The 25,448-nt window shown below is 44.4% G+C and carries 25 protein-coding genes; 5 read left to right on the plus strand and 20 right to left on the minus strand.

The window, feature by feature from the left end; genetic code table 11:
- Nucleotides 1–101: 101 nt before the first annotated feature.
- From B2248_RS11215 to B2248_RS11230, 4 genes are all read right to left on the minus strand, one after another.
- The gene (locus B2248_RS11215) at nucleotides 102–1,211 is read right to left on the minus strand and encodes a hypothetical protein (protein ID WP_273179262.1); all 1,110 of its coding nucleotides are present in this window, start codon (nucleotides 1,209–1,211) and stop codon (nucleotides 102–104) included.
- On the minus strand, nucleotides 1,183–2,859 hold the full coding sequence (locus B2248_RS11220; RefSeq protein WP_273179263.1) for a GMC oxidoreductase: 1,677 nt from the start codon (nucleotides 2,857–2,859) through the stop codon (nucleotides 1,183–1,185). Before B2248_RS11220 ends, B2248_RS11215 begins: the two co-directional genes overlap by 29 nt.
- Nucleotides 2,852–3,313: a gluconate 2-dehydrogenase subunit 3 family protein gene (locus B2248_RS11225; protein ID WP_273179265.1), complete on the minus strand. Its 462-nt coding sequence runs from the start codon at nucleotides 3,311–3,313 to the stop codon at nucleotides 2,852–2,854. The genes B2248_RS11220 and B2248_RS11225 overlap by 8 nt, the downstream gene beginning before the upstream one ends.
- 106 nt (nucleotides 3,314–3,419) lie before the next feature.
- Entirely contained in the window at nucleotides 3,420–5,105 is a 1,686-nt protein-coding gene (locus tag B2248_RS11230) for an autotransporter outer membrane beta-barrel domain-containing protein (protein ID WP_273179267.1), read from the minus strand.
- 179 nt (nucleotides 5,106–5,284) lie between these two features.
- Here B2248_RS11230 and B2248_RS11235 point away from each other — a divergent pair, with 179 nt between their 5' ends.
- Nucleotides 5,285–6,355, plus strand: a complete 1,071-nt coding sequence (locus B2248_RS11235; RefSeq protein WP_273179269.1) for an SEL1-like repeat protein — start codon at nucleotides 5,285–5,287, stop codon at nucleotides 6,353–6,355.
- Between the two features lie 7 nt (nucleotides 6,356–6,362).
- Here the strand turns inward: B2248_RS11235 and B2248_RS11240 are convergent, their stop codons facing one another.
- Genes B2248_RS11240 through def form a run of 14 tightly spaced genes read right to left on the minus strand, consistent with a single transcriptional unit; the run spans nucleotide 6,363 to nucleotide 19,181 of the window.
- On the minus strand, nucleotides 6,363–7,112 hold the full coding sequence (locus B2248_RS11240) for an HAD family hydrolase (RefSeq protein ID WP_273179272.1): 750 nt from the start codon (nucleotides 7,110–7,112) through the stop codon (nucleotides 6,363–6,365).
- A complete protein-coding gene (locus tag B2248_RS11245; protein WP_273179274.1) occupies nucleotides 7,102–7,293 on the minus strand; it encodes a DUF3012 domain-containing protein in 192 nt (63 codons plus the stop codon). Before B2248_RS11245 ends, B2248_RS11240 begins: the two co-directional genes overlap by 11 nt.
- Before the next feature lie 17 nt (nucleotides 7,294–7,310).
- Nucleotides 7,311–8,588: a dihydroorotase gene (locus tag B2248_RS11250; RefSeq protein WP_273179277.1), complete on the minus strand. Its 1,278-nt coding sequence runs from the start codon at nucleotides 8,586–8,588 to the stop codon at nucleotides 7,311–7,313.
- Nucleotides 8,585–9,559, minus strand: coding sequence for an aspartate carbamoyltransferase catalytic subunit (locus tag B2248_RS11255; RefSeq protein ID WP_007144201.1), 975 nt, complete (start codon nucleotides 9,557–9,559; stop codon nucleotides 8,585–8,587). Before B2248_RS11255 ends, B2248_RS11250 begins: the two co-directional genes overlap by 4 nt.
- Nucleotides 9,556–10,080, minus strand: a complete 525-nt coding sequence (pyrR, locus tag B2248_RS11260) for a bifunctional pyr operon transcriptional regulator/uracil phosphoribosyltransferase PyrR (RefSeq protein WP_007144200.1) — start codon at nucleotides 10,078–10,080, stop codon at nucleotides 9,556–9,558. The genes B2248_RS11255 and pyrR overlap by 4 nt, the downstream gene beginning before the upstream one ends.
- Nucleotides 10,077–10,496 carry a Holliday junction resolvase RuvX gene (ruvX, locus tag B2248_RS11265; RefSeq protein ID WP_007144199.1) on the minus strand — a complete coding sequence of 140 codons (420 nt, stop codon included), beginning with the start codon at nucleotides 10,494–10,496 and terminating at the stop codon, nucleotides 10,077–10,079. Before ruvX ends, pyrR begins: the two co-directional genes overlap by 4 nt.
- Nucleotides 10,493–11,053 (minus strand): YqgE/AlgH family protein, encoded by a 561-nt coding sequence (locus tag B2248_RS11270; protein WP_007144198.1) that lies wholly within the window; start codon nucleotides 11,051–11,053, stop codon nucleotides 10,493–10,495. Before B2248_RS11270 ends, ruvX begins: the two co-directional genes overlap by 4 nt.
- 7 nt (nucleotides 11,054–11,060) lie before the next feature.
- Entirely contained in the window at nucleotides 11,061–12,443 is a 1,383-nt protein-coding gene (gene trkA, locus B2248_RS11275; protein WP_007144197.1) for a Trk system potassium transporter TrkA, read from the minus strand.
- A 9-nt stretch (nucleotides 12,444–12,452) separates the two neighbouring features.
- Nucleotides 12,453–13,727, minus strand: a complete 1,275-nt coding sequence (locus tag B2248_RS11280; protein WP_273179281.1) for a sigma-54-dependent transcriptional regulator — start codon at nucleotides 13,725–13,727, stop codon at nucleotides 12,453–12,455.
- A complete protein-coding gene (locus B2248_RS11285) occupies nucleotides 13,724–15,889 on the minus strand; it encodes a sensor histidine kinase (RefSeq protein ID WP_040576319.1) in 2,166 nt (721 codons plus the stop codon). Before B2248_RS11285 ends, B2248_RS11280 begins: the two co-directional genes overlap by 4 nt.
- Nucleotides 15,880–16,455, minus strand: a complete 576-nt coding sequence (locus B2248_RS11290) for a DUF4390 domain-containing protein (protein WP_237701185.1) — start codon at nucleotides 16,453–16,455, stop codon at nucleotides 15,880–15,882. Before B2248_RS11290 ends, B2248_RS11285 begins: the two co-directional genes overlap by 10 nt.
- A complete protein-coding gene (gene rsmB / locus B2248_RS11295; RefSeq protein ID WP_273179284.1) occupies nucleotides 16,433–17,746 on the minus strand; it encodes a 16S rRNA (cytosine(967)-C(5))-methyltransferase RsmB in 1,314 nt (437 codons plus the stop codon). The genes B2248_RS11290 and rsmB overlap by 23 nt, the downstream gene beginning before the upstream one ends.
- Nucleotides 17,739–18,668, minus strand: coding sequence for a methionyl-tRNA formyltransferase (gene fmt / locus B2248_RS11300; protein ID WP_273179286.1), 930 nt, complete (start codon nucleotides 18,666–18,668; stop codon nucleotides 17,739–17,741). Before fmt ends, rsmB begins: the two co-directional genes overlap by 8 nt.
- Nucleotides 18,669–18,677: 9 nt before the next feature.
- The gene (gene def, locus B2248_RS11305) at nucleotides 18,678–19,181 is read right to left on the minus strand and encodes a peptide deformylase (RefSeq protein ID WP_007144191.1); all 504 of its coding nucleotides are present in this window, start codon (nucleotides 19,179–19,181) and stop codon (nucleotides 18,678–18,680) included.
- 396 nt (nucleotides 19,182–19,577) lie between these two features.
- Here def and B2248_RS11310 point away from each other — a divergent pair, with 396 nt between their 5' ends.
- The 4 genes from B2248_RS11310 to topA all read left to right on the plus strand — a co-directional run bounded on the left by B2248_RS11310 (nucleotide 19,578) and on the right by topA (nucleotide 24,590).
- A complete protein-coding gene (locus B2248_RS11310; RefSeq protein ID WP_273179288.1) occupies nucleotides 19,578–20,609 on the plus strand; it encodes a LysM peptidoglycan-binding domain-containing protein in 1,032 nt (343 codons plus the stop codon).
- 18 nt (nucleotides 20,610–20,627) lie between these two features.
- Nucleotides 20,628–21,731 carry a DNA-processing protein DprA gene (dprA, locus tag B2248_RS11315; protein WP_273179290.1) on the plus strand — a complete coding sequence of 368 codons (1,104 nt, stop codon included), beginning with the start codon at nucleotides 20,628–20,630 and terminating at the stop codon, nucleotides 21,729–21,731.
- A 24-nt stretch (nucleotides 21,732–21,755) separates the two neighbouring features.
- Nucleotides 21,756–22,223: a DUF494 family protein gene (locus B2248_RS11320; RefSeq protein WP_007144188.1), complete on the plus strand. Its 468-nt coding sequence runs from the start codon at nucleotides 21,756–21,758 to the stop codon at nucleotides 22,221–22,223.
- Between the two features lie 84 nt (nucleotides 22,224–22,307).
- Nucleotides 22,308–24,590 (plus strand): type I DNA topoisomerase, encoded by a 2,283-nt coding sequence (gene topA / locus B2248_RS11325; protein WP_273179291.1) that lies wholly within the window; start codon nucleotides 22,308–22,310, stop codon nucleotides 24,588–24,590.
- Nucleotides 24,591–24,610: 20 nt separating this feature from the next.
- Here topA and B2248_RS11330 read toward each other — a convergent pair whose 3' ends face one another.
- Together B2248_RS11330 and B2248_RS11335 are read right to left on the minus strand one after the other, a co-directional pair.
- Nucleotides 24,611–25,126 carry a hypothetical protein gene (locus tag B2248_RS11330; RefSeq protein WP_273179293.1) on the minus strand — a complete coding sequence of 172 codons (516 nt, stop codon included), beginning with the start codon at nucleotides 25,124–25,126 and terminating at the stop codon, nucleotides 24,611–24,613.
- Between the two features lie 15 nt (nucleotides 25,127–25,141).
- The gene (locus B2248_RS11335) at nucleotides 25,142–25,447 is read right to left on the minus strand and encodes a SelT/SelW/SelH family protein (RefSeq protein ID WP_273179294.1); all 306 of its coding nucleotides are present in this window, start codon (nucleotides 25,445–25,447) and stop codon (nucleotides 25,142–25,144) included.
- Nucleotide 25,448 lies beyond the last annotated feature (1 nt).

Below are 25,448 nucleotides of genomic sequence, written 5' to 3' on the forward strand. Positions count from 1 at the left end.
AGCGGTAGTTCAGTTGGTTAGAATACCGGCCTGTCACGCCGGGGGTCGCGGGTTCGAGTCCCGTCCGCTCCGCCATTATTCCTTACCTATTTTCCCCCAGTTTATTTCACATTTTTTGTTTCTAAATGAGCGAAAAGTTCACGCCTGACTTCTGCATTGCTAATCCGCCAGATACAGCTATCAACAAAATAATGATGAATATTTATCAAGCTTGAAACCAATACTGCAAATGTAAATTGTTGGTTTTCGATAGAGATAAATTCCGGAAAGTAAAAAAAGACGATACCGGCACTGAGCAGCAATACGTAATATTTTATAGCCCAGGCTTTTAATGCAAATTGTTTGATATCACCTAAATTTGCTTGTCGACGGTTTAACTCAACACGCATTGGAAACGGTAGATACTGTAATGCGTGAGATGCTTGTACCAACAAGTATGCTTCTGGCATAAAAAATAATACGAAATACCATAAATAAATCGATAACCACGAGACGAGTATACGTTTATCTGGAATTCGCTTTGTTCGAAGGTAAACGCCATACCACACCATCGATGAGGCAAAAAAGGCAAGACAAGCAGCGATATTGACCAAGCTCAGCAACATATCAATATTGGCATGTAAAACACCACCAAACCATTCTGCAGGTAGATCCTGAGCTCCCCATATTACATGCCATGCAAGCAAGGTTCTTAGCCCTAAACGAAGTGTAAGCCGTTCACTTTTTTTCAGCGTCAACTGACTCAATTTGCTGTAAGTCGCTATCATCCCCCAAGCCTGTCCGGTGTAATGCCAAGCAAGATAGAAGGCAGCAACGAGCCAGCAAAAATAGGTGACATCCTGATTCACAGAAAATAGCGATACGGTTCCTTCGGTTGGCTCACTGGTGACTAACCCAACTATTAAGATTAATAAAAGTACTGATGGGATATAAATAGTGGCTGACTTGTAGCGTTTTATATTACTTTTTGGAGTATAAATAAGTCGATAAGCACCCATGAAATGGGGCCAGTTAATGAGTAGCTGTAGCACAATGGCAGTGCCTAAGATGCTGGTAATGTTAGCTGTAGATTGTGGGACGCCAGTAAAAAAGATATAGACCAACAATAAAAACATCACAACAATGGATACACCGCCTGTCATCCAAAAATCGAGGCTTTCAGACAGTATATAACCGGACCGATTAGCGCGAAGTGCTTTTTTTGGTTTCATGTAGTTTTTTCATTGCTCGTAAGGTTATTGCTTGAATAGTAAGACCGGGTGACTCACCACCGCCTGAACTTGGAAACACGCTACCATCAACAATATATAAGTTGTTCCAGCGATGACTTTGACACCATTGATTGACGACAGACTGCTCTGGGTCATTACCCATCCGGCAGGTGCCAAACACATGAGAGCTACTAAAAATATCGTAGCAACTAAATTCTTCAAAAATATCCGTGGTTCCAGCATGTTTTAGGATGTCTCTGCATATCTCTGCCATAAACCGTATACGCTTGGTGGTCATCTTATCAATATAACTGTGAATCCTTGCTGCTGGTTGTTTATGTCTGGTTTTGATACTTGGATCGAGATCGATAAAACTTTTGGGGTGTGTGTGACTTTCAGCTATACCACTCAGCGATAATACCTGACCGAACTGTTTTCTCATCTGTTGTTTGTGTTCTAGTCCCCAGCCTGCAACTACTCGTTGAGCATAGTTAATTGGACCAATAAGATCTGATTCAGCTACAGAAGGCGAAAAACGACAGCCCCCAATAATGCCCGGAATACTGTCAGGCTGATTATAGTCCCAGCAAATACTATCGACAGCCAGGCCACGATGACTGCCAAGTGGAGCATCTAAAATGGCATTTGATGTCCATAAAATGGTTTCCATGAAGTTTTTTCCAACTTGGCCGGATTCATTGGCAAGACCTTTTGCGTCCTTGGTTCCAGATGCTAGTAATAATCTGGGAGTTTCTATAGCACCAGCAGCAAGAATAAGATGTGGTGTTGAAATGAAGTGTTCAACGCCATCATTGTCGATATAGTAAATACCTTTTACTTTATCGTTTTTATCAGCCTCAATTTGTGTGACGTAGCAGCCGGTTTTTATATCACAGCGTCCGGTTGCCTTTGCCATTCGTATATATGTCACATCAATACTGCCTTTGTCAGCGCGTGGGCAACCTTTGAGGCAGCAGTTGCAATAATTGCACTCTGGTCGGTCTTGTTTATTGGCGCTAAGAATCGCGACACTGTTTTCTATCAGATTCAGATTTTTTTCTGAAAAGGCTTTTTTTAAAAGCTGACTGCTATAGCTCTGTTTATGAGGGCTTTGTGGATAAGGTTGGGAACGAGGACGTGAGTTATCGGTGGTCGAACCTGCCACACCAACCAGTTGCTCAGCTTGATTATAGAAGGGTTCTAGTTCCTTGTATGAAACTGGCCAGTCAGCCGAGAGTCTGAATTCTGAAAACATGTTCATTGATCGAGGGTTCAGACGGTGTGCTTCACCACTAAAATGAAGTGAGCTACCACCAACCCCTTGGACATGCTGATAGCCAAATGGGATACGACGATCCGTTTTGTTTAATTTCCCTTGAATATGATTCCATGAACGCAGATCATCATTCTTTTCAGAAAGTAATTGCATCTCCGCATAGCTATAATTTCCCTGGCTAAGTTTTTTTTGTGGGAAGGGTGACTCCCACTGGCTAGTGGCAGCTAAATAATCATTTTCAGGGTGGAAATATGGTCCAGCTTCAATTACAAGCACTTTCCAGCCATGATGACTTAAATACCAGGCAGCAGTACCTCCGCCAGCCCCGGAGCCAACGATGACGGCATCATAATAAGGTGTGGCGTTATTCATTAAGTAACGGTCTGAAGTAGCTTAAATAGCCGGTCGGTTGTGGTGGTGAAATGTCTAATCCTGACCAGCTGGCTGGATTAGCATAGTAAAAACGAAACAGATCCTGCCTAATGTGAGTAAAAAATTGTGCAGGGATACTCAGCTCATCACTGTTTGCTGCTTTTTTTATAATAAGGTTTTGTTGTTCAACACTAAGACGAAGAAACGGCTGTTGATTGATGAGGTCAGCTTGGTTATCTAACCACTGACAACCAAGCTGAATCAGATCAGGATAGTTTTTTATTTCTTTAGCGTGAAGTAACAAGGTTTGATGAAGTTTTAGTTGTGAAGCGGAAGGTGTTATATCAGCCGGAATTAATGCGTCGATGAAGGCTACAAGGGTGCGTGTTTGCTGAAAAGATAACAAGTTAGCCAAAGCTGTTGGTAAATAGAAGTAGGGTAAAAATAACCCCAAACCAACCCCACTTTTTATTATATCTCGGCGTTTCATATCTGTATTTAGTACACGCTATAAACGAAAAAGGCACCATTAAGGTGCCTTTATCATTACTGTTTTCTGATTAGAAAGTCCAGTCAGCATAGAGCTGACCATTATAGGCACGATAACCGGAAGAGGCTTCTGCACCTAGCTCAACACCCAGTGACAGGCTATCTGTTTTTGCCCAGTTAACCCGGCCACTAATACTGCCAGTATTACGATCGACATTTTGACCAACACTCTCAAACTGACCACCACCACCCAAGAATGATGATGTAGTTGTGATGCCATCTTCTTTAAATTCATGACGCCAGCTTACTTGTAGTGTCGGCGTTAAGATACTGCCGTCGGATAATTCAAACTCTTTGCTCACTTTTGTACCCACAAGTGAACGGAAGCGATTAGACTCATTACTGTTTATATGCATAGAAAGGTAGTCAGCCCCTTTCTCCGTATAGCCTCTCTGTCTGGTGTGGTAAGCTTCAACACCAAAAAAAGGCGTGACAGTAAACTGCTCAAGATAGAGTGGCATACCTGACACCAGTCTTGCAGCAAACATATCACCATCAAAGTCACCTTTGGCTACGCCAATAACATGAGTATTTCGTTTGGTTTCGTAGTTCTGATAGGCGTAAGTCAGCATACCTTCTACATAAAAACGTTCAAAAGATTGATTGAAGTAGGCTGTTAATTGATAGGTGTCAATATCGGCGCCATCACCATCACGATAATCATTCATATTGACATCGGTACGAGCATAAGCAAACGCCGCTCCTAGGGTGAGATCTGAGCTATTGGTAAAGTCCATGCCACCCATCACACCGTGATAACGCGAGTCTGCGCCGGCAAACCCATCTTCACTATCTTGTTTAGATTTCCCACCAAGCGCTTTGACCCAAGCATGACGCTCTAATATGCCATCAAGAACACCACCAGAGGACAGGCCTGAGGAGTGGTTTACATTTTGAACATCGGTACCCCCCATTCTAAGTGAATCAAGGCGCACCTGAACGGTGTCGAAACTTCCGGAAACCGTATTATTAACAGATTGACCTAATGCCTGACTTTGTTCTGGAGAGATGCTTTTTAAAACTTCTTGTTGGGTTTCTGTAGATTGTTCTGAAAGCATCGTTATAAAGGCATCCAGCTTTCCACCAACATTGCCGCTTATGTTATCTAAGTGACTACCAACGCCTGTTTTTTGATTGGGTGCAGCGGTGGATTTGAATCCACTTCCTCCAATTGATGAGGCATCAACAACCGTGGATTGATTAATAACCCCAGCTCCCGTGCCATTGAAGGTTTTACCGTTCACAAATATCCTGTAACCACTGAAGGTAAATTTCCCTGAAACAGCAATTACAGTCCATTTATCACCATCACCCGGTGTAATATTGGCCGCAATAAGTGTTGCATCAGTGGCGTCAAAGTTACCACCATCCTGACTTACGCCTGTCAAATCAGAGTCTGAACCCGCTGTATCGTAGGTATAAGTCTGTGTCCATGAACCAATGGTTATCTGAATGGCATCCCCTGCGGACCAGTCATTGTCTGCATTTCCTGTAATTGATTCATCATTAAAATCAAGAGTGACATAACCGTTATTATTACTTGACTCATAAGACTGCTGAGTGATTTGAGTCCCTTTACCAGCACTGAGATTTATTGAGGTGTTTGAGCTTGCCTGGCTAAATAAATGACCAGCATTAGCTGAAAATGAAACTATAAGAAGAAAAAAGAACGTAAAACGTAAAAAAAATTTGACCATGGTGCCGCTCCGTTACCAAATCTCGTCCAATAGATTTTGTTGAGATTGGGAAATATTATATGTATGTTTTTGTAAAAAACACATGATCTAATGTGAGATAGTTTATATTTTCGTTAAGGTTTCTCAGCATTGCTCATTAGATTTTTATGTCTATATTTATCGGTTCAAAAGGATAAAATTTGAAACAAATATTTTTGTTTTTTTTAAAAGTGATTCTTGTCATTTCTAATATTTTCGTTGCTGTTCATGCTGATAGTTTTTCCGAAGGCATGGATGCAGCGCAAAAAGGCGATTATCAGGCTGCCCAGCAGAACTGGTTAGCTGCTGCCAAGCAGGGAAATATTGAAGCCCAATATAATCTCGGGGCGTTACTGCTATCAGGAAAGCTGGGCCAGCCAGATTACGATTCTGCAATGAGCTGGTTAGATATCGCCGCGCAAAAAGGCCATGATGAAGCGGCTTATGCGTTGGGAATGCTTTACTACACTGGGAATGAGCCAGACGTAAAGAGAGATCAAAAGAAAGCCTTTGAACTTTTTAAAAAATCTGCAGAAAGAGGCAGTGCCGTGGCTCAGTTTAATGTCGGTGCCATGTTGATGAATGGACAAGGTGTCGAAAAAGATCTCAAAGCTGCCGCTGACTGGTTTGAAAAAGCCGCTGAACAAGGACATAGTCAGGCACAATTCAATCTTGGGCTTCTCTATTTAAGTGGTTCTGGTGTTAAGCAGGACACAAAACAGGCTTATTCTTGGTTTAAACGCTCAGCAGAATCTGGTTATCCGAATGCACAATATCGTGTAGCAAAAATGTTATTTGATGGGGATGGTGCTGCTTTAGATCATGTACAGGCAAAAAGCTGGTTTCTAAAAGCCCAAGAGAATAATAGTGTTGAGGCAGCATTTATGTTGGGGTTTATGAGTTATCTAGGACTTGGAGGCAGTCAGGATAATTTAATGGCAAGACACTGGTTTGATGTTGCCGCGAAGGGATGGGACCGAAATGCACAGTTTTATTTGGGGTTGATGAACCAGCGTGGTGATGGTGAGCAGAAGAATCTTCTCGAAGCCTATAAGTGGTTTGATTTAGCCGCTTCTAGCGGACATGAAGATGCCCATTACTATCGTTCAGCTGTGGCGGCTGCGTTAAGTGTAGATCAGAGACAGCAAGCCAGTCAGTTAGCCCAGCAGTGGTTTGATGAAAATCACGATACGCCACACAAACACTATAATAAGGTTCCTCACCAGCACTAAATTTGTATCAAAGTTGTGCCATGTCTGAGAGTTGGATAACAGAGATTCTGTCGATATTATTTGCACTTTCCTTATCTGAAGCGGTGTTGTAGCCCCAACTCGCCAGATAGAGCTTGATATCATCCAGACCGTCTTCAGTGATGACATTAATCAGTGCAGGAAGTCTATCCTCAATGAAAACAATCTCCATATCCGGTTTTTCGGCGTGCAGATCGCTGAGGACCTGTTGTTTGCTCATATTTCTGTCCAGGCCATAAACCTGTGCAATTGGCAGTGAAATCTGATTCGCTTTGAGAATATGATCAACGAAGCGTTCTTGTTTTGTAGTGATAATCACCAGATTATCCGTTGGAATGGTCCGAAGTTTTTCAGCAATACCTTCAAATAATGGGTTCATAGCAATCCAGCTATCAAAGTCGTCCCTAATCCACTCATCGCGTGTTGAGCCAAAAACTTCTTTCAGTTCATCGACAAACATATCATCGCGGATCATCAACGCTTCAATTTGATGATGAAATGCAGACATGAGTGTGTCAGCAGACATACCTTCATACAGCAGTCGCATAATAAGCACGGCTTCATAGCCTGTTTCCATGACTGGACGCACTTGCCGGAATTTTTCCAGTAAATCATCAGGCATCTCAGTTGGCATATCTGCCCATACCTTCAGGGCAACCTTCCAACCTGCTATGCCAGTTTCTATAGCGCTATCACAGATAACACCATCAAAATCGAGCGCGTAGAGTTTATTTGTCATTGCTTGGGAAAATACAGTAACGAGTGAAGTCAGCGGCTTCGTTGGCAGTCCAGTCGCCTTTGGCTTTATCTTTCATCATTTGGCACCAGTCTTCGCTGCCTACTTCTGGGCTACAGGCGGTTATCATGAAAAATGCAGTAATTAACGTGGCGCAGCATAAAGCCATTTTTATTGATTTCATCTTGTTTCCTTTAACTCTTAATCTCGTTCATGAACTAAGCGACCATGAAATAAAGTATGGCTGACCTGGTGGTTAAATAACCAGCCTTCAAACGGACTATTTTTACCGGCACTGACAAAGTTTAACGGTTGGCATTCATATTCAGAGTCAGGATCAATTAAGCAGATATCTGCAGTAGCCCCCACTTTAAGCTGTCCTGAGTCGATACCCAGAATGTTTGCCGGGTTACAGGTTAGAGCAGCTAAAGCAGTGTGCAAATTAACCTCGTCATCTTCTACTAACTTCATTGTTAATGGTAATAAGGTTTCAAGACCAGAAATACCAGGTTTTGTTTCTGCGAAGGGGCCTAATTTGTCGTCTTTATCAAGTGGTTGATGATGGGAAGATATCGCTGAAATAACACCGTCACGGACACCTTGTTGCAGTTGCTCTCGGTCGCGGATACTGCGAAATGGCGGCAATACATGGCTTAACGCATCGTAATTACCCAGATCATGCTCGGATAAATGTAAATGATGGGCACTGACATCGGCGGTTACCGGTAACCCTCTATTTTGTGCATCACGAATTAATTTAACCGCTTTAGCTGTGGATAAATTATGAAAGTGAGCACGCACTCCGGTTTGTTCGATTAAGATCAAATCACGACTGACAGCAATGGTTTCAGCACTTTCTGCAATGCCTCCTAAACCAAGTCGTGAGCTAACTGCTCCCTCATGTACACAACCCTGGCTTTGTAACCATGGATCGGCAGGCGTGATAAAAACCGTCATATCGAGTGTGGCAGCATAAGCCATTGCTCTTTGTAAGATGACACTATTTTTAATCGGAGACAGTCCATTACTGATTCCGACACAACCAGCGGCTTTTAGTCTGGCCATCTCGGCTAATAATTCACTGTTCAAATTTTGCGTCATTGCGCCCATGGTCAATACCATGCTGCGACCGGATTTTTTAGCACGATCCTCAATGAGTTCAACTACAGTGGGATTATCAATCACCGGTGCCGTGTCTGGCGGTACACAGACCGTGGTGATGCCACCAGCGGCGGCTGCCTTGGTTTCTGTGAGGATAGTGGCTGTGTGTTCCTGTCCCGGCTCACGAAGTCTGACACTGAGATCAATTAACCCGGGGCAAACGATTAAACCGGTTGCGTCAATGGTTTTATCAGCCTCAAAGCCGTCTAGTTGCTCGCCGATAGCGATGACTTTTCCATCGCTGATATAGATATCCTGGCGGGCATCAAACTGGCTTGCAGGATCGATAACACGGCCATTTTTTATACGAATTTTCATGCTGGCAGCTCGTTTTGTTCTGATTGTGCACCCATAGCCATGGACATCACGGCCATTCTGACAGCAATACCATGAGTGACTTGTTCTAATATGACCGATTGTGGGCCGTCAGCCACGGATGAGGCAATTTCGACGCCTCGGTTGATCGGGCCTGGGTGCATTACAATGGCATCTGGTTTAGCGAGTTTGAGTTTGTCGTCTGTTAGCCCAAAGCAGTGGAAATACTCTCTGGCGCTGGGGATTAAAGCCCCTTGCATACGTTCAAGTTGCAGACGCAGCATAATAATGACGTCAACATCTTCTAAGCCTGCTTCCATATCGTGATACACATGCACGCCGAGCGTCTGGCAGTCCGCAGGCAGTAAGGTTTTGGGGCCAATAACACGAATTTCGCCAACGCCGAGTGTTGATAACGCTTGAATCTGTGAACGCGCCACCCGTGAGTGCAAAATATCACCGACGATCGCCACCCGCAGATCAGGGAAGCTTTTTTTATGGCGACGAATGGTAAACATATCCAGCATGGCTTGTGTTGGATGAGCATGACAGCCATCACCCGCATTAATGACGCTGACATGAGGTGAGACATGTTGAGCAATAAATTCAGCGGCACCGCTTTGATTGTGTCTGACAACAAACATGTCTGTGTGCATCGACTCAAGGTTGTGCAAGGTATCGAGCAGACTTTCACCTTTTGATGTAGCTGAGGTACTGATATTAAAATTCATGACATCGGCTGACAGACGCTTTGCGGCCAGTTCAAAGGTAGAACGGGTACGAGTGCTGTTCTCAAAAAACAGATTAACAATGGTTTTCCCCCGCAGGATGGGGACTTTTTTCACCTGACGATTGGTGATGCCCGAAAATTGCTCTGCCCGGTCCATAATTTCAGTCAGTAGTGGCTTTTTTAGCCCTTCAATCGTGAGGAAATGGCGTAGCTGACCGCTTTCCGTCAATTGGTTGTTATTCATTCAGCCTTGCCTTTGTTTCGATATTCCAACTGTAATCCTGAGCTATTAGTGAGTTTGATATGTTGGCCTTTGGCGACCTCAACGGTTTTTCCGATGATATCTGCCTGGATAGGCAGTTCACGCCCATTGCGGTCAACCAAAACCACCAGCGTGACACTGGCTGGGCGGCCATAGTCAAAAATCTCATTGAGGGCGGCACGAGTGGTGCGTCCACTATGCAGCACATCATCAACCAGAATCAGATGACGGCCATCTACGCTAAAAGGCAAATCCGATGGTGTTACCTGAGGGTGCATGCCAATGCGGGTGAAATCATCCCGATAATAGGCGATGTTGAGGGTGCCGAGTGGTGCGTCGAAAAAATCCTTACCCAGAATATCTTGTAAAGCTTTGGCAACCCATACACCACCAGTATGAATACCGACGAGTAATGGTTGTTTTTCCGCGAATTTCTCGCGAATATCTGCTGCCATATCATTGAGCAGGTTCTGAACTTGAGTTTGAGTCAGTGCGATGGTCATTGTTGGTTCAGCCATGATTGAAGTATGAGTTGTGCAGATAACTGATCGACGTCACTGCGTTGACGAGAGTCCATTTTACTGCGGATTCCCATTTGGTCTAGTGCTTCGTATGTTGTCAGTCTTTCATCTTGCCATTCCACAGGAATATTAAAACGACCATTCAGTCGATTTCCAAACCGTTTGGCGGCGGCCGTCATTTCTTGTTCGGTCCCATCCATATTCAGGGGAAGACCGACGATAAGCAGATCGGGTTGCCACTCTTTCAGCAGTTTTTCTATTTGCGACCAGTCCGGAATACCATCACGCGCCTTGATTGCGGTCAGCGGGTTAGCAGTGGCCGTTAATTCCTGACCGACGGCAATGCCGATATTTTTCATGCCGAAATCGAAACCAAGTAAGGTCCTGGCTGCACTCATGAGTGGCCTGCAAAGTTAGACATCAGGTTAATATCAACACCGATAGATTTAGCGGCTGCTTGCCAGCGCTGTTCGGCTGGTGTGGTAAATAATAACTCATGACTGGCTGGAACAGTTAGCCAGCTATTTTCCATGAGTTCCTCTTCTAGCTGACCTGCGGACCAACCGGCATAACCCAGGGTTACCAGGGCATTAGATGGGCCTTCATCAGTACCAATAGCTTCAAGAATATCGGTGGATGTGGTTAAGATAACATCGTCAGATAATTGCAGACTCGATTTCCAGGGGGACTGAGCCTGATCATGTATCACCATGCCCTGGCCTTTTTGTACCGGTCCCCCAAATAAAACCGGTGTGTTTTTTATGCTTTCGGAGGGGTTCTCAATATGAAGGTGAGATAAGAGTTCTTCTAACATGACACGGGTCGGTCGGTTAATAATCAGGCCCATAGCACCATTTTTATCATGTTCGCAGAGATAAATGACCGAACGATAAAAAAATGAATCGGCCAGAGCAGGCATCGCAATCAGAAAATGGTTTTGTAATGAAGACTCCATAGCACTCCTAAAAGAAGGTAAAGCCAACCTGGAATAAACGTTCGACCTCTTTTATGTAACGTTTATTCACTAAAAATAAAATAACGTGGTCTTCAGATTCAATAATGGTCTCATCTTTAGCAATAATCACTTCTTCACCCCGCACAATCGCCCCAATCGTTGTACCTGGTGGTAAGTCGATTTCATCAATGCGTCGACCGACAACGACAGAAGAACTGCTATCACCATGAGCAATCGCTTCCAATGCTTCAGCAGCACCACGGCGTAGGGAGTGTACGGCGACAATATCGCCACGACGAATATGGGCAAGTAGACTACCAATAGTCGCCTGCTGTGGTGATAAGGCAATATCAATACTGCCACTTTCTACCAAATCCACATAGGCTGCCCGGTTAATCAGCGATAAAACCTTACTGGCACCAAGTCGTTTTGCCAGCATCGCAGAGAGAATATTGGCCTCGTCATCATTGGTTAAGGCACAAAACAGATCGACTTTATCGATTTCTTCTTCGAGTAACAGCTCTTCATTGGCGACATCGCCTAACAGCACAATACTGTTACTCAACTCTTCTGACAAGAACTCAGCGCGATCGGGGTTGGCTTCGATTAGTTTGATTTGATAATCATTTTCTAAGGCTTTTGCCAGGCGGGCACCGATATTACCGCCACCAGCCAGCATAATACGTTTATAGGGTTTTTCCAGACGACGCAGTTCGCCCATGACAGCACGAATGTCTTTGGTGGCGGCGATGAAAAAAACTTCATCATCGGCCTGAATCGTAGTGTCACCGGTGGGCGTGATAGGGTGACCATCACGGAAAATAGCGGCAACCCGGGTTTCTGTTTTCGGAATATGTTTGCGTAAATCACGCAGCGGATGCCCGACCAACAGACCGCCATGAAAAGCTTTTACAGCGACAAGCTGCACTTTACCTTCAGCAAAATCTAATACCTGTAAAGCATTAGGATGGCTGATAAGTCGCTGGATATATTCAGTGACGATTTGCTCAGGACTGATGAGCATATCAATGGCAATCGCCTGAGGGTTTTCTTTATCAAATAATTGTGGCGTCGACAGGTAGCCTGTTGAGCGAATACGGGCAATTTTGGTGGGCGTGTTGTAGAGCGTATGACAAATCTGACAGGCCACCATATTGGTTTCATCACTGTTAGTCACTGCCAGAATCAAGTCAGCATCTTCAGCGCCGGCCCGGGCCAAGACATCGGGATGAGAGGCTTGTCCCTGAATCGTTCGAATATCGTAATGATCCTGTAGTTTGAGTAAGTTGGTGCTGTCTGTATCGACAAGGGTGACATCATCGTCTTCGCGAGCCAATGTTGCCGCCACAGAAGCGCCGACTTGACCGGCTCCGAGGATCAGAATTTTCATAGTCGATTCCTAAATCTGTTTGGTGTCTATACCAAGAGAGCGAAGCTTTCGATAAAGATGTGTTCTTTCCATGCCAGCCAGTTTAGCCGCTTTACCTACATTGCCGTCTGTTTCTTGTAATTTACGTAAAAGGTAAATGCGCTCGAATTGTTCTCTGGCTTCACGCAGAGGTAATTCAAAGTTAATAGTTTCATCACCATTTTCGATAGCTTCAGCTTCTGAGGCGAGTGCAAGATCGACATCTGCGACATCAATATCTTCACCATTCCCCAGTACTAATAAGCGTTGGATGACATTTTTCAATTCAAGAATATTGCCAGACCATTCATGGTTCCTGAGGCGGTTTTGTGCGGCAACAGTGAAACGACGGTATGGTAGACCTGAGCGGGTGGTTTGTACGTCAACAAAGTGATGAACAAGCTCTGGAATATCTTCAATATGATCACGAAGTGGTGGTACTACCAGAGTGATGCTATTGAGTTGATACAACAGGCTCTCCAGAAAGTCACCGTTATCGACGGCTTTTTGTAAGGAGTATTGTGTAGCGCAAATCAGCTGACACTGCTGTAATTTATGAGTCTCCAACAGGTGTAATAACAGTGCCTGAGCTTCATCACTCAGCAAGGCCAAGTCATGGATATACAAACAGTTATTTTTAGCTAATGAGGTAATCTTCAGGCTATCTAATGGAAAGCTTTCTGGGCTTAATTCAATAAATTTACCGCTTGAGAATTGACCCAGGCTATGTAAATAATGCGAAAAACAATGTTTGCCCACCCCAGGCTCACCTACCAGCAGAATAGGCATTTCGTGTTTCGCAACGCGTTCAACTTGTTCACGCAATAATTTTATCTGCTGACTTTTACCCACAGGAATCTGTGCCAGTTCTTTTTGTATGCTGGCTTGTTTTGCTCTATTTTCGAGGGCTTGCTCAACACCGCGCAGAAGTTTGGCCGTCGACAGCGGTTTCTCAATGAAATCACTGGCGCCCAGCCGCGTTGCTTCTACGGCGGTTTCTATCGTGCCATGGCCGGACATCATCACGATAGTGACATTTTTATTTTGTTGTTTGAATTCTTTTAACAGACTAATACCATCGATATCCGGCATCCAGATATCGAGCAGAATCAGATCAGGCTGTTGTTCGTTAAAAATTTGTTGTGCTTCCTGCCCATCAGCAGCAATTCTGACTTCATAGTTTTCGTCTTCCAGAATGTCTTTGATTAGCTCGCGAATATCCGGCTCATCATCAACAACAAGAATCAGGGGGTTGTCATTACTCACGACGGAGACTCCTCCAATGGCAATCTTATAATTATACTCGTTCCTTCTGGATCCAGATTTTCCGCCCAGACATCACCACCATGTTCTTCAATCATTTTTTTAACGATAGCTAAGCCAAGCCCGGTGCCTTTATGTTTCGTCGTGGCGTAGGGTTCGAATAATTTATCAATAATAGAAAAGGGGATGCCAGGACCGTAATCCCGAACAGAAATTTCAAGCCAACGACGTTGTTGGTGAGTAAGTGGATGGTAACTGATAACGATATCGACAGGAAGTTGAGCGTCCTCACAGGCTTCGATAGCGTTTTTCAATAAATTATGCATGACTTGCCGAAAACGATTGACATCAATTTTGACCGCCACACTTTCCGGGCTGTTTAACAGCGTGAACTGATGATTCGGATTACTCTGATACATGGTGAGCACTTCACGAATCAGTTGACCGATATCATAGGACTGTAATTGTAATGCTGGTGTGCGCGCATACTCGGAGAATTCATTCACCATTTCTTTCATCGCTTCAACTTGTTGAATGATGGTATTGGTGAGTTTATCGACGACTTCGACCTGCTCCTCGGGCACAATCGCTGCGTATTTTCGTTGCAGACGTTCCGCTGACAGCTGAATCGGTGTTAAAGGATTTTTTATTTCGTGAGCCAGACGCCGTGCCACTTCACCCCAGGCGGCATTACGCTGCGCTTGTAGCAGTGTAGTGATGTCTTCAAAAACGATAACCCAGCCACTATTATTGGGTAATTCGGTACCATGGCAAATTAAGGTTTGGTTGCCGTTTTGTTTTTGTAGTTCTACCTGTTGTTCCCAGGCAATACCTTTGACAGCGCAACGTTCGATCATTTCGCAGAACGTTTTCATGTTTTTGTTAATTTCAGCCAGCTTGGATAAAGGGCTTTCCAGACGTTGCTGGAGCTTAACACCGAGAATTTTGCTGCTGGCATTATTGGCTGTATGCAGATAAAGGCGTTTATCCACGGTGACCACGCCACTGGATAAGCTGCCAAGGACGGTAGTTAGGTAACTTGTTTGTTGTTCCAATAAGCGATGACTACGCTGTGACGCATTGCGGGCATGGGTTAGCCTTTGTGTCATCTGGTTAAACGAGCGAACCAGGAAGCCAATTTCATCGTGGCCTGAGGCCGTCAGTTGCATATTGTAGTTACCGGAAGCCACCGCTTGTGTACCTTGCGCTAGTTCTTGTAGCGGCTCGACGATACGTCGGGATATCCAGATAGCAAACCAGATAGACACCAGAATGGTTAAAAACACAATCAGGCTTAAGGTCAGTGTGAACACGGTAATTAAAGGTTTTCTGAGATAACTTAACTCTTTGTAATCCGAGTAAGCATCTTGCACGGTTTTACCGAGCTCACTTAAATGATCATTGATCGGAAACAACACATTGAGAATTCGTTCTTCGGCTAAGACAGACTTTTGTGGAATTCTGACAGCGGCCCGCAGTTGGAGCTTGTCATTTTCTGAGGGGTCCATGCCGATATAATCTTCACCCTGAAGCAGCTGATGCATGATGGTATCGTTAGGTCTGTTCGGTACCATAATAGTTGGACTTTCAATACTCGACGCAATCGGTTGCCCATCTCTGGCCCAGATACTAAGCTCCAGTGCGCCACTCAACTGCGTTAAATCCCGTAAGCTGTGTGATAGCTCGCTGTCGGGTAATTCACTAAGAACACCAGCCATCATTCTGGTTTGGCGCAGCAGGGTTCGCATGCGGATACCAAAAGCGGTACGGCTTAACTCCAGTGAATCATTCAGTGCTTGTTCTACTTTGACATCAAACCAGCTGTTAATACCGCGATGCAGGAAGTGGATCGAAAAGCCGTAAACAATCGATGTCGCAACTAAAATCAATAAAACAAACAGGCTAACCAGTCGGACGGTAAGCCGCGATCCCGCCTCATGTTTTTTAAAGTCGCGATATAAACGAAAGAGGCTGCGAGCAAGAATGCCCACCAGTAATAATAGACAGGCAACACCAATACCAAAGATAACCAGAAAGAGGTCATTCAGCCGTGAACTATCTTGAGTAGCTGCGCTTAGCAAATAGGCGAGAACAAGCAGTAAAAATGCGAGAGAGAAGTATGGTGCTGTACCTGAGCTAAGTCGCTTGATAAGACTTATAGCCATACTGCTTGAACCCATGGACTGGTGAGTTGCCATTTGTCAGAGATTAAGGCTCCAGGACGCATTGGAGTTGGTAAGGCATTGAGATCCAATCCACTGCGAATTTCCAGAATCAGATTTTCCGTATCTTCGGTATATTCTGGTGGCAGCGAGAGCGCATTAATATCGCCCAAGGCTTTTAGAGCACCACTCAAACTAGGGAAGTTTTGTTGTTCATGAGTATCGAGTGACTCCACAATATATTGCTCTGATAATGCGTGGTAACGAAGCTCATAGCTCAGAGTGCTCTCCCATAAGGTGGTTTCCCATTGCCAGAAGCTGCCCAATATTGGCATAGCATCAATTAGCCGAAACTCTTGCAAAAAGGTAATGGGTACGCCATTTTGCAGGGCTTCAATCACTCGTGGTGTTAATGGGTAATTAATTTGAGCCGTCAGCACATAGGCATTACCAATGGGATGAACAACCGGGTTATTGACGCTAAAAACAGTGGCATTGGCTGATGTTTGAATAAACAACCATAAGAAAAGAGACAGGAATAGACGCTTACTTACGGCGAAGGCAGGCATAATAAAAACCGTCCATAACATCATCACCAGGCAGTCTCTGGTAGCCGAAAGGCCTAGCTGTCGCTGGTGTCGAAGAGAGTTTGACTTCTTCAGCATCTGGATGTCGTTGTAGAAACGCTTCAATTTGCTGCTCATTTTCTTTTTTAAAGGCAGAGCAGGTAGTGTAAACCATTAAACCATCGGCTTTCAGCAGTGGCCACAAATTATCTAATAAAGCCTGTTGTTTACTGGCCAAAGTATCGATATCTTCTGGATGACGTAGTAGTTTTATGTCCGGATGGCGGCGAATGACACCACTACCCGTGCAGGGTGCATCGATAAGGATGCGGTCAAACGCTTGTCCGTTCCACCAATGGTTGGTGTCTGCGGCATCGGCAGCAACTAATGTGGCGTGTAAACCAAGCCGATCCGTATTTTGTTGAATTTGCAGTAAGCGATCAGATGATATATCGATAGCTGTGACGTCATTTTCAGGAGAGGTTTCAAGAATATGGCATGTCTTACCGCCGGGCGCAGCACAGGCATCTAACACGCGCTGTCCGGGGGTTATGTTCAGAATCGTTGTGGCTAGTTGGGCTGAGCCGTCTTGCACAGAAACCCAACCTTCTTCAAATCCCGGTAGTTTATATACATCGCAAGGTTGGTCCAGCAAGATACCCTGGTCGGTCGCTTCAATAATTGAGGCAGCAATCTGTTCAGACTTTAACTGCTGAAGATATGCTTCACGTGAAACTTTTTGCTGATTAACCCGGAGCATCATCGGGGGCTGTTTATTATTAGCGTTGGTAATATCTTGCCAGCTTTCAGGCCAGTCTTGCTGGTATTGTGATAGTAACCAGCTTGGATGCCCGTAATTAGCTGGGTCATTTGCCAACAGCTTCTGTTCGATCTGTTCTTGTTGTCTTAGATAGTTTCTCAGGCAGGCATTTAATAAACCACCCGCCCAGACTTTTTTCAGTTTTTTACTGGCATCCACTGTTTCAGAAATAGCGGCATGATCCGGTGTATTTAAAAAACGTAACTGTAAAATACCGAGTATTAATAGTTGCTCAATATCTTTGTCTTTAGCTTTAAAGGGTTTTTTTATCAGCTGGTGGACGATAAATTGCAGAGTCGGGTAATGACGCAAACTGCTATAGCAAAGCTGTTGACAAAAACCACGATCTTTTTCATCAACATGAGGCAAATACTGAGCTAAGGCCGTATTGAGAGAACGTTGCTGAACGACTACTTCATTCAAAATGAGTGCAGCATTCGTTCGGGCACCTTTAGTGGGGTTAGGCTTAGCCAAAATGATCGCCAACTTTCATGGTGTTTGCATTAAGGAAATCCTGCACAGACATCGCACGTTTACCGGGTAACTGTAGCTCAGTGATGCGAATAACACCGTCGCCGGTGGCAACATCAATCCCGACTTTATCGACCTTAATAATTTGACCTGCTGGTTGCCGTGTTTCTTCTTTCACTAATTGTGCTCGCCATATACGAAAAATAGCATCGTGCCAGATCGTCTGCGCTACAGGCCAGGGGTTAAAGGCATTGATTTTACGAAGAATATCTTGAGCTGAAAGTTGCCAGTCAATATCGGCTTCTTTTTTATCTAATTTGCTGGCATAGCTTGTCAGATCGTCATTTTGTGGTTTGGCATTGCGTTGGCGTTGCTCAATATCCTTGAGAGTTTCAACTAAGGTTGTGGCGCCCAATATTGCGAGACGATCATGAAGTACCTGGGCAGTATCTTCTTCGGTAATTGGACAACGCGCTTCAGAAAGAACGGGGCCGGTATCAAGGCCGGCTTCCATTTGCATGATGCAGACACCGGATTCTTCGTCGCCGGCCAAGATAGCTCGTTGGATAGGCGCTGCGCCACGCCAGCGGGGAAGTAGAGAGGCATGCACATTGATGCAGCCAAGCTTGGGCGTATCCAGAACGACTTGAGGTAACAATAAACCATAAGCAACAACGATCATCAGATCCGCCTGGTAGCCGGCTAGGGTCTGTATCGCGTCATCGGTTTTGAAGTTAACAGGCTGCTCTACCGGAATATTATGTTCGAGAGCGAGTTGTTTAACAGGACTGGCTGTTAATTTACGTCCACGACCTGCGGGGCGATCAGGCTGAGTATAAACGGCGCAAATTTCATGCTCGGTATTGATTAAAGCTTTCAGTGTTTCTGCGGCGAAAGCCGGAGTACCGGCGAAAATAATGCGCATCCAAGATCCTTATAGTTTTTGTTTTTGGTGTTTTTCTAAGCGTTTTTTTATGCGTTCGCGTTTTAGGTTACTCAGATAATCAACAAATAATTTACCATCGAGGTGATCAATTTCGTGTTGAACACAGGTCGCCAGAAGTCCTTCGGCAGAAAATTCAAAAGGTTCACCATCTCGGTTCACTGCTTTTATGGTTACTGTGTCAGCACGCACAACGGTTTCATAGGCCTCTGGCACGGATAAGCAGCCTTCTTCATATTCTCGTTCACCTTGCTTATCAAGTATTTCTGGGTTGATAAGGATGAGTGGTTCTGATTTGTCTTCAGAAATATCGATAACTATCAGGCGTTTTTGTACATTCACCTGATTGGCGGCAAGACCTATTCCTGGCGCATCATACATCGTTTCTAGCATGTCGTCGGCAAGTTGACGGATGTCATCAGTCACTTCCTCTATGGGCTCAGCTTTTTTGCGCAGCCGTGGATCGGGGAAATGGAGAATATTTAAAATGGCCATGAGTAATACCTGTCAGGATGATTTACTGCTTTTACAAACCTTATATTGTAGTCTGCCAGCGCCTTATTGAAAATATAATGAATTTTGCTTGATCCCGATTAGTCATTGGTGACGGTGAATCAAAACCTAAGCAAACCAGCTATGGCGTCATAAACCGAGCCTGTTAACATTTTTTTGAGTTTTTTCCCGGTATCCTTGTGCTGAATGCGACAGTTAGACTCAATGACTAGTTTCAGCGCTGAGTCTCAAATTACTTGCCGGAGTTTACTTGTTGTCTAAAAATGATTAAGTTTGACGCTGGTAGCAATACTTGATTAGTCATACCGCATATAACACACTATTTAAAGTTGCCCATTACAGGATTGGGGCAAGATTAAGGTCCATGAGGATGGTTCGATGATAAAGCGCATAGCGATTAGTTTAATTTTTGTTTTGCTGAGTAACCCTCTGCTGGCCAAAGAAGTGGAGCTTAATCCAGACCATCCACAACGATATACGGTTAAAAAAGGCGATACCTTATGGGATATTTCAGGCATGTTCTTAAAATATCCGTGGCACTGGCCTGATATTTGGTATGTGAATCCGCAAATTGAAAATCCTCACCTGATCTATCCTGGTGACGAATTATCTCTCAGTTATCGTGATGGCAAACCGGTCATTGAGATTAATCGTGGTAAGCGTAGTGTGAAGCTGTCCCCTGAAGTCCGTGAAACGATTTTAGATAAACCCATCCTGACTATTCCGCTATCGGCAATTGGCCCATTTTTATCCAAACCTCGCGTAGTGGGCGATGAAGTACTCAATGATGCACCTTATGTTGTTGCCAGTGCCGATGAACGTCTTATCTCAGGCGCGGGCGATTATGTTTACGTAAGGGGTATCACAGACTCGGATAGTAATACATATAGTCTTTTCAAGGGTGGCAAAGCATATAAAGATCCTGACACTGGCGAAGTATTAGGATACGAAGCAATCTATCTGGGTGATGCTGAAACAATGACTCAGGGGGATCCGGCCAAAGTCAGCTTGACCTACACAAACAGAGAAATTCAAATTGGTGATCGCTTATTAAAAGTCGAAGATGACGACTTTGATCTTAATTTCATTCCTCGTGCCCCTGATAAGCCGTTAGATGGACGTATCATTTCTGTTTTTGATGGTGTTTCTCAAATAGGGCAATATCAGATTGTTGTTCTAAGTTTAGGCAAGCGCGATGGCTTGCAAACAGGAAATGTTTTATCCGTCTATCAAGCTGGGGAAACGTTAAAAGATTCAGTGTCAGTTGATCGCAAGGACACGGTGACATTACCTGATGAACATGCTGGTGAAGCTATGGTATTCAAACTATACGACAAAGTCAGTTATGCCATTGTTATGAAAGCCACCCGTGCTATGCATGTGTATGACAAAGTGAAAAGCGCCCAATAAAAGGACTTATTCAGCGGAATGATAGCTAACAAGCACAGTGAATTAGCTTGTTGGATTGCTCTACAGCGAGTGCCAGGGATTGGCCCGGTAACATATCAAAAACTGTTGCAACAGTATGGTAATCCGCAATACATATTAAATAACCCAGGCCAAATAACTGGCTTCAATGATGAACTGGTAGAGAAGTTACGCCATCCCGACTGGCAACAAGTTGAGCAAGATTTGCTCTGGTTGGAACAAGATAACCGTTACATTCTGACCATTGAAGATGAACGCTATCCAAGTTTACTCAAAGAAATTACCGATCCACCTTGTTTACTCTATGTTCAAGGTGATGTTTCATTGTTAAACGACTGGCAGCTTGCGATTGTGGGCAGCCGAAACCCATCGCCGTCAGGCAGAAATACGGCGTATGACTTTGCTCACTACCTGGCTGAGGGCGGTTTAGTGGTGACGAGTGGGCTTGCAATGGGGATCGACGCTGCCGCACATAAGGGTGCCCTGAGCAAGGGGAAAACAATAGCGGTTGTTGCTACAGGTCTTGATCGTGTTTATCCTGCCCAGCATCGTCAACTAGCCTACGATATTGTAGAAAACGGTGCGATGGTGTCAGAGTTTCCGTTAGGTACTTCACCACGACCAGAGCTATTCCCGAGAAGAAACCGAATCATCAGTGGATTATCGCTAGGAACCCTGGTGGTTGAGGCTGCATTAAAAAGTGGTTCTCTGATCACAGCCAGAATGGCAATGGAACAGTCACGCGAGGTTTTTGCTATTCCCGGTTCGATTCATAATCCTCTATCCAGAGGCTGTCATCAGTTGATCCGGGATGGGGCAAAGCTGGTAGAGACGGCGCAGGATATTATTGAAGAGTTGGGTGCGCTGGCAGGAATCAAGACTCAACATGAAGACACTAAAGACAAAACAGAATCCACACATGAAAAAGACGGTGACTACCAAGTGTTGCTTAATCATCTTGGATTTGACCCAGTTGCCATAGACAGCCTGATAGAAAATACTGGATTGACGGCTGATGCTGTTTCATCCATGCTGTTATTACTTGAGCTAGAGGGCGTGGTTGAGTCATTGCCCGGCAGCCGTTATGTTCGGACGGGTTCCTGAACCAGGCTTATTAAAGAGAGTCAGATGAAAGAAAATGTCATTGATGTGTTGTTATATCTATTTGAAACCTACATCGATACGGAAGAACGAAATAAACCTGATAATGAAGTGTTAGAGCTTGAATTAGAGCAGGTTGGTTTTCAGGAATTAGAAATTCATAAAGCGCTGGAATGGTTAGATAATATGACCGTGGCCGCTGATCAACCTCTCAAACGGCACGCCACAATGCGCGTGTTCAGTGACAATGAGCTGGAACGGTTGGATGTGGAGTGCCGAGGTTATTTATTGTTTCTGGAACAAGTGGGCGTTTTAGACGTCGAAACTCGGGAGATCGTGCTCGAACGAGTGATGGCGCTGGATACAGAAGAGATTGACCTTGATCAGCTTAAGTGGGTTGTGCTGATGGTGTTGTTTTATCAGCCTGGAAGGGAAGTCGCTTTTGCCTGGATGGAAGACTTGGTCTTTGAAGACATGGAAGCCATCGTTCACTAGACTAAAAATAGAATAAGAAACTTCAACATTGCCCGTCTCAACGGGCTTTGTTTATATGTGCGTAGGTTTTTGGTATCGGGGAAAATGGGAAAAAAACTAGTCATCGTTGAGTCGCCAGCCAAGGCGAAAACAATCAAAAAATATCTCGGTAAAGATGTTGAAGTCTTAGCTTCTTATGGTCATGTGCGTGATTTATTACCAAAAGAAGGGGCGGTTGATACTGCCAAAGATTTTGAGATGAAATACCAAGTTATCGACCGTAACAGCAAGCATGTCGATGCGATTGTAAAAGCGATGAAAAAAGCTGATGCCCTTTATCTCGCGACTGACCCTGATAGAGAAGGGGAAGCCATTTCCTGGCATCTGTATGAGTTATTGAAAAAGCGCGGCGCTCTGAAAGACAAAGAGACACACCGTGTCGTTTTCCACGAAATTACCAAACAAGCGGTAAATGACGCCGTTGCCCACCCTCGTGAATTATCCATGTCGCTTGTTAATGCACAGCAGGCCAGACGCGCCTTGGATTATCTGGTTGGTTTTACCCTGTCTCCACTGCTTTGGAAAAAGGTTCGACGCGGACTTTCTGCAGGAAGGGTACAAAGTCCAGCGTTGAGAATGATCGTTGAGCGTGAGCTTGAAATAGAAGCTTTTGTTGCGAAAGAGTATTGGAGCATCGAAGCTGATGCGAGTGCTGATAAAAACGATTTCCAGGCCAAGCTGACCTATTTCGAAGGTGAGAAACTCAGTCAGTTCAGTGTGACGGATGAAAAGCAATCGGCGAAAGTCGTAAAGACATTAGAGAAAGCAGCACAAGGTAAGTTGCTGGTTTCTAATGTTGAGAAAAAACAACGCAAACGTAATCCTGCAGCGCCGTTTACCACATCAACATTACAGCAAGAAGCCTCACGCAAACTGGGTTTTGGTGCACAACGTACTATGAGCATTGCTCAACAGTTATACGAGGGTGTAGATACCGGAGAGGGCGCGGTTGGTTTAATCACCTATATGCGTACCGACTCTGTCACCCTGGCTCAAGAAGCTTTAGATGAAATTCGTGGATTCATTGCAGAAAAATACGGTCAGAAAATGGTTCCTGCAAAACCACAAGAATACAAAACGAAATCAAAAAACGCGCAAGAGGCGCATGAAGCGATACGTCCGACTTCTGTGCTTAGAACGCCAGAAGATATGAAAGCTTATCTTTCTGCCGATCAGTTAAAGCTTTATACACTTGTCTGGCAACGTACTATGGCGAGTCAAATGATTCATGCCACCTTGAATACGGTAGCTGTCGATCTGGCTTGTGGTAAAGGTAATACTTTCCGTGCAAATGGTTCGACGGTAGTAAATCCAGGTTTTATGAGTGTGTATCTGGAAGATAAAGATGATTCTGCCGCCAGCGACAAAGACGAAAAACTGCTACCTCCGATGGAAGTCGGTCAAGTTATTGAATTAAAAGCGATCAGACCTGAGCAGCATTTTACTGAACCACCACCCAGATATAGTGAAGCCAGCCTGGTCAGAAGTCTGGAAGAGCACGATATTGGCCGACCATCAACATACGCGAGCATTATTTCTACACTTGTTCAGCGTGAATACGTTGAAATTATCAATAAACGTTTTCATCCGACTGACGTGGGTCGTGTGGTGGGTAAGTTTCTTGTTGATCACTTTACTAAGTACGTCGACTATAACTTTACCGCTGAGTTGGAAGATGAACTTGATGCGGTGGCTAGAGGCGAAGAAGAGTGGGTGCCATTACTGAGAAAGTTCTGGGGACCGTTTAAAGAACAAGTCGAAACTAAGGATAAAGAAGTTCAACGCAGTGATGTGACGCAAGAACTGCTAGATGAAGACTGTCCTAAATGCGGTAAAAAACTCTCCAGCCGTCTCGGCCGTAGTGGGCGTTTTATTGGCTGTACGGGTTATCCTGAGTGTGACTACACCCGTAATATTGATGGCGAAGAAACCACCAATAATGAACCTGAGGTGGTGGAGGGCAGAAAATGTCCAAAATGTGACTCTGATTTATGGATACGAACTGGCCGTTATGGGAAATTCATTGGTTGCTCCAGCTATCCGAAGTGCAAACATATTGAATCACTGGAACAGCCTGCCAACACGGGTGTTGAATGTCCACAATGCCATAAAGGTGAGATACTGACGCGCAAATCACGTCGAGGAAAAGTCTTTTATTCCTGTTCGGAATATCCTGATTGCGATTATGCTTTATGGAACGAGCCACTGAAAGAGCCATGTCCAAAATGTAACTGGCCGATTCTTACATTAAAAACGACGAAGAGTCGTGGCACAGAAAAAGTCTGCCCACAGAAAGAGTGTGATTATTCAGAGAAAGTAGAAAGTTAAATACCTCGCCCAGCAATAACTTATTTAAGTTGTTGCTGGAGGCTAATCACTTGTTGTTTATCTTTTTCGGCTTCTTCTAAGGCGGTTTGTTGACGAGTCTCGTCATTTTCCAGCAGACCATTTTTCAGATCCAGACCGATGTAAATCAGGTTCTCATAGATAGCAAACAAAGGGGCACTTGGCTGTTTTTCTAAAAACGCTTTATTGTGTTCAAAATCCCGACTGTATCTTATCTTCATAGACATATATTCAGGTGTCCATTTATGGTTACGGTACTGAATAAAGTCATAAGTATTGTTGGACTGTTTAGCTTGCTGATAGTGCTTAAGTAGTTGTTCTTGAATGCTTATGTAGCTGTTGGCCATTTCATTGGCGTATTCATTAATATTTTTACTACTTAATTCTGTCGCTTTGTTTTGTTTGGGTGAGTGTGGGGCCGGTGTATTTGTACTATCACAGCCCAGCAAAAAAAGTGTGAGCAGAATGGAAGTGCTCGCTTTAAGAAGCGGGTGCATAATGGTGTTATCTGCACGCATAGTCTTCACCTCGTCTTAGGATTGATTATCAGAGCTTGGTTTCTTATCACTATGGCCCAAAGACCTATCAGGAGCGATGATATCACGCACCAGTTGCTTTAACTCTGTAATCTCAGGAAAGCGGCCTTGTTCTTTTCGTGACCACAGTAGTTCATCATTCGCTCGCACTTCGAAAAGACCACCTGTTGCCGGGATCAATGTCAGTGAAGTGATTTCATCATCAAATGTTGTTAATAGTTCCTGGGCCATCCAGCTGGCTCTCAATAACCAGCGACACTGTGTACAGTAACTGATGGAAATATGATTATATTTAGTCGTCAAA

Source organism: Methylophaga sp. UBA2012, from assembly GCF_002335235.1.
Lineage (GTDB): Bacteria > Pseudomonadota > Gammaproteobacteria > Nitrosococcales > Methylophagaceae > Methylophaga > Methylophaga thalassica.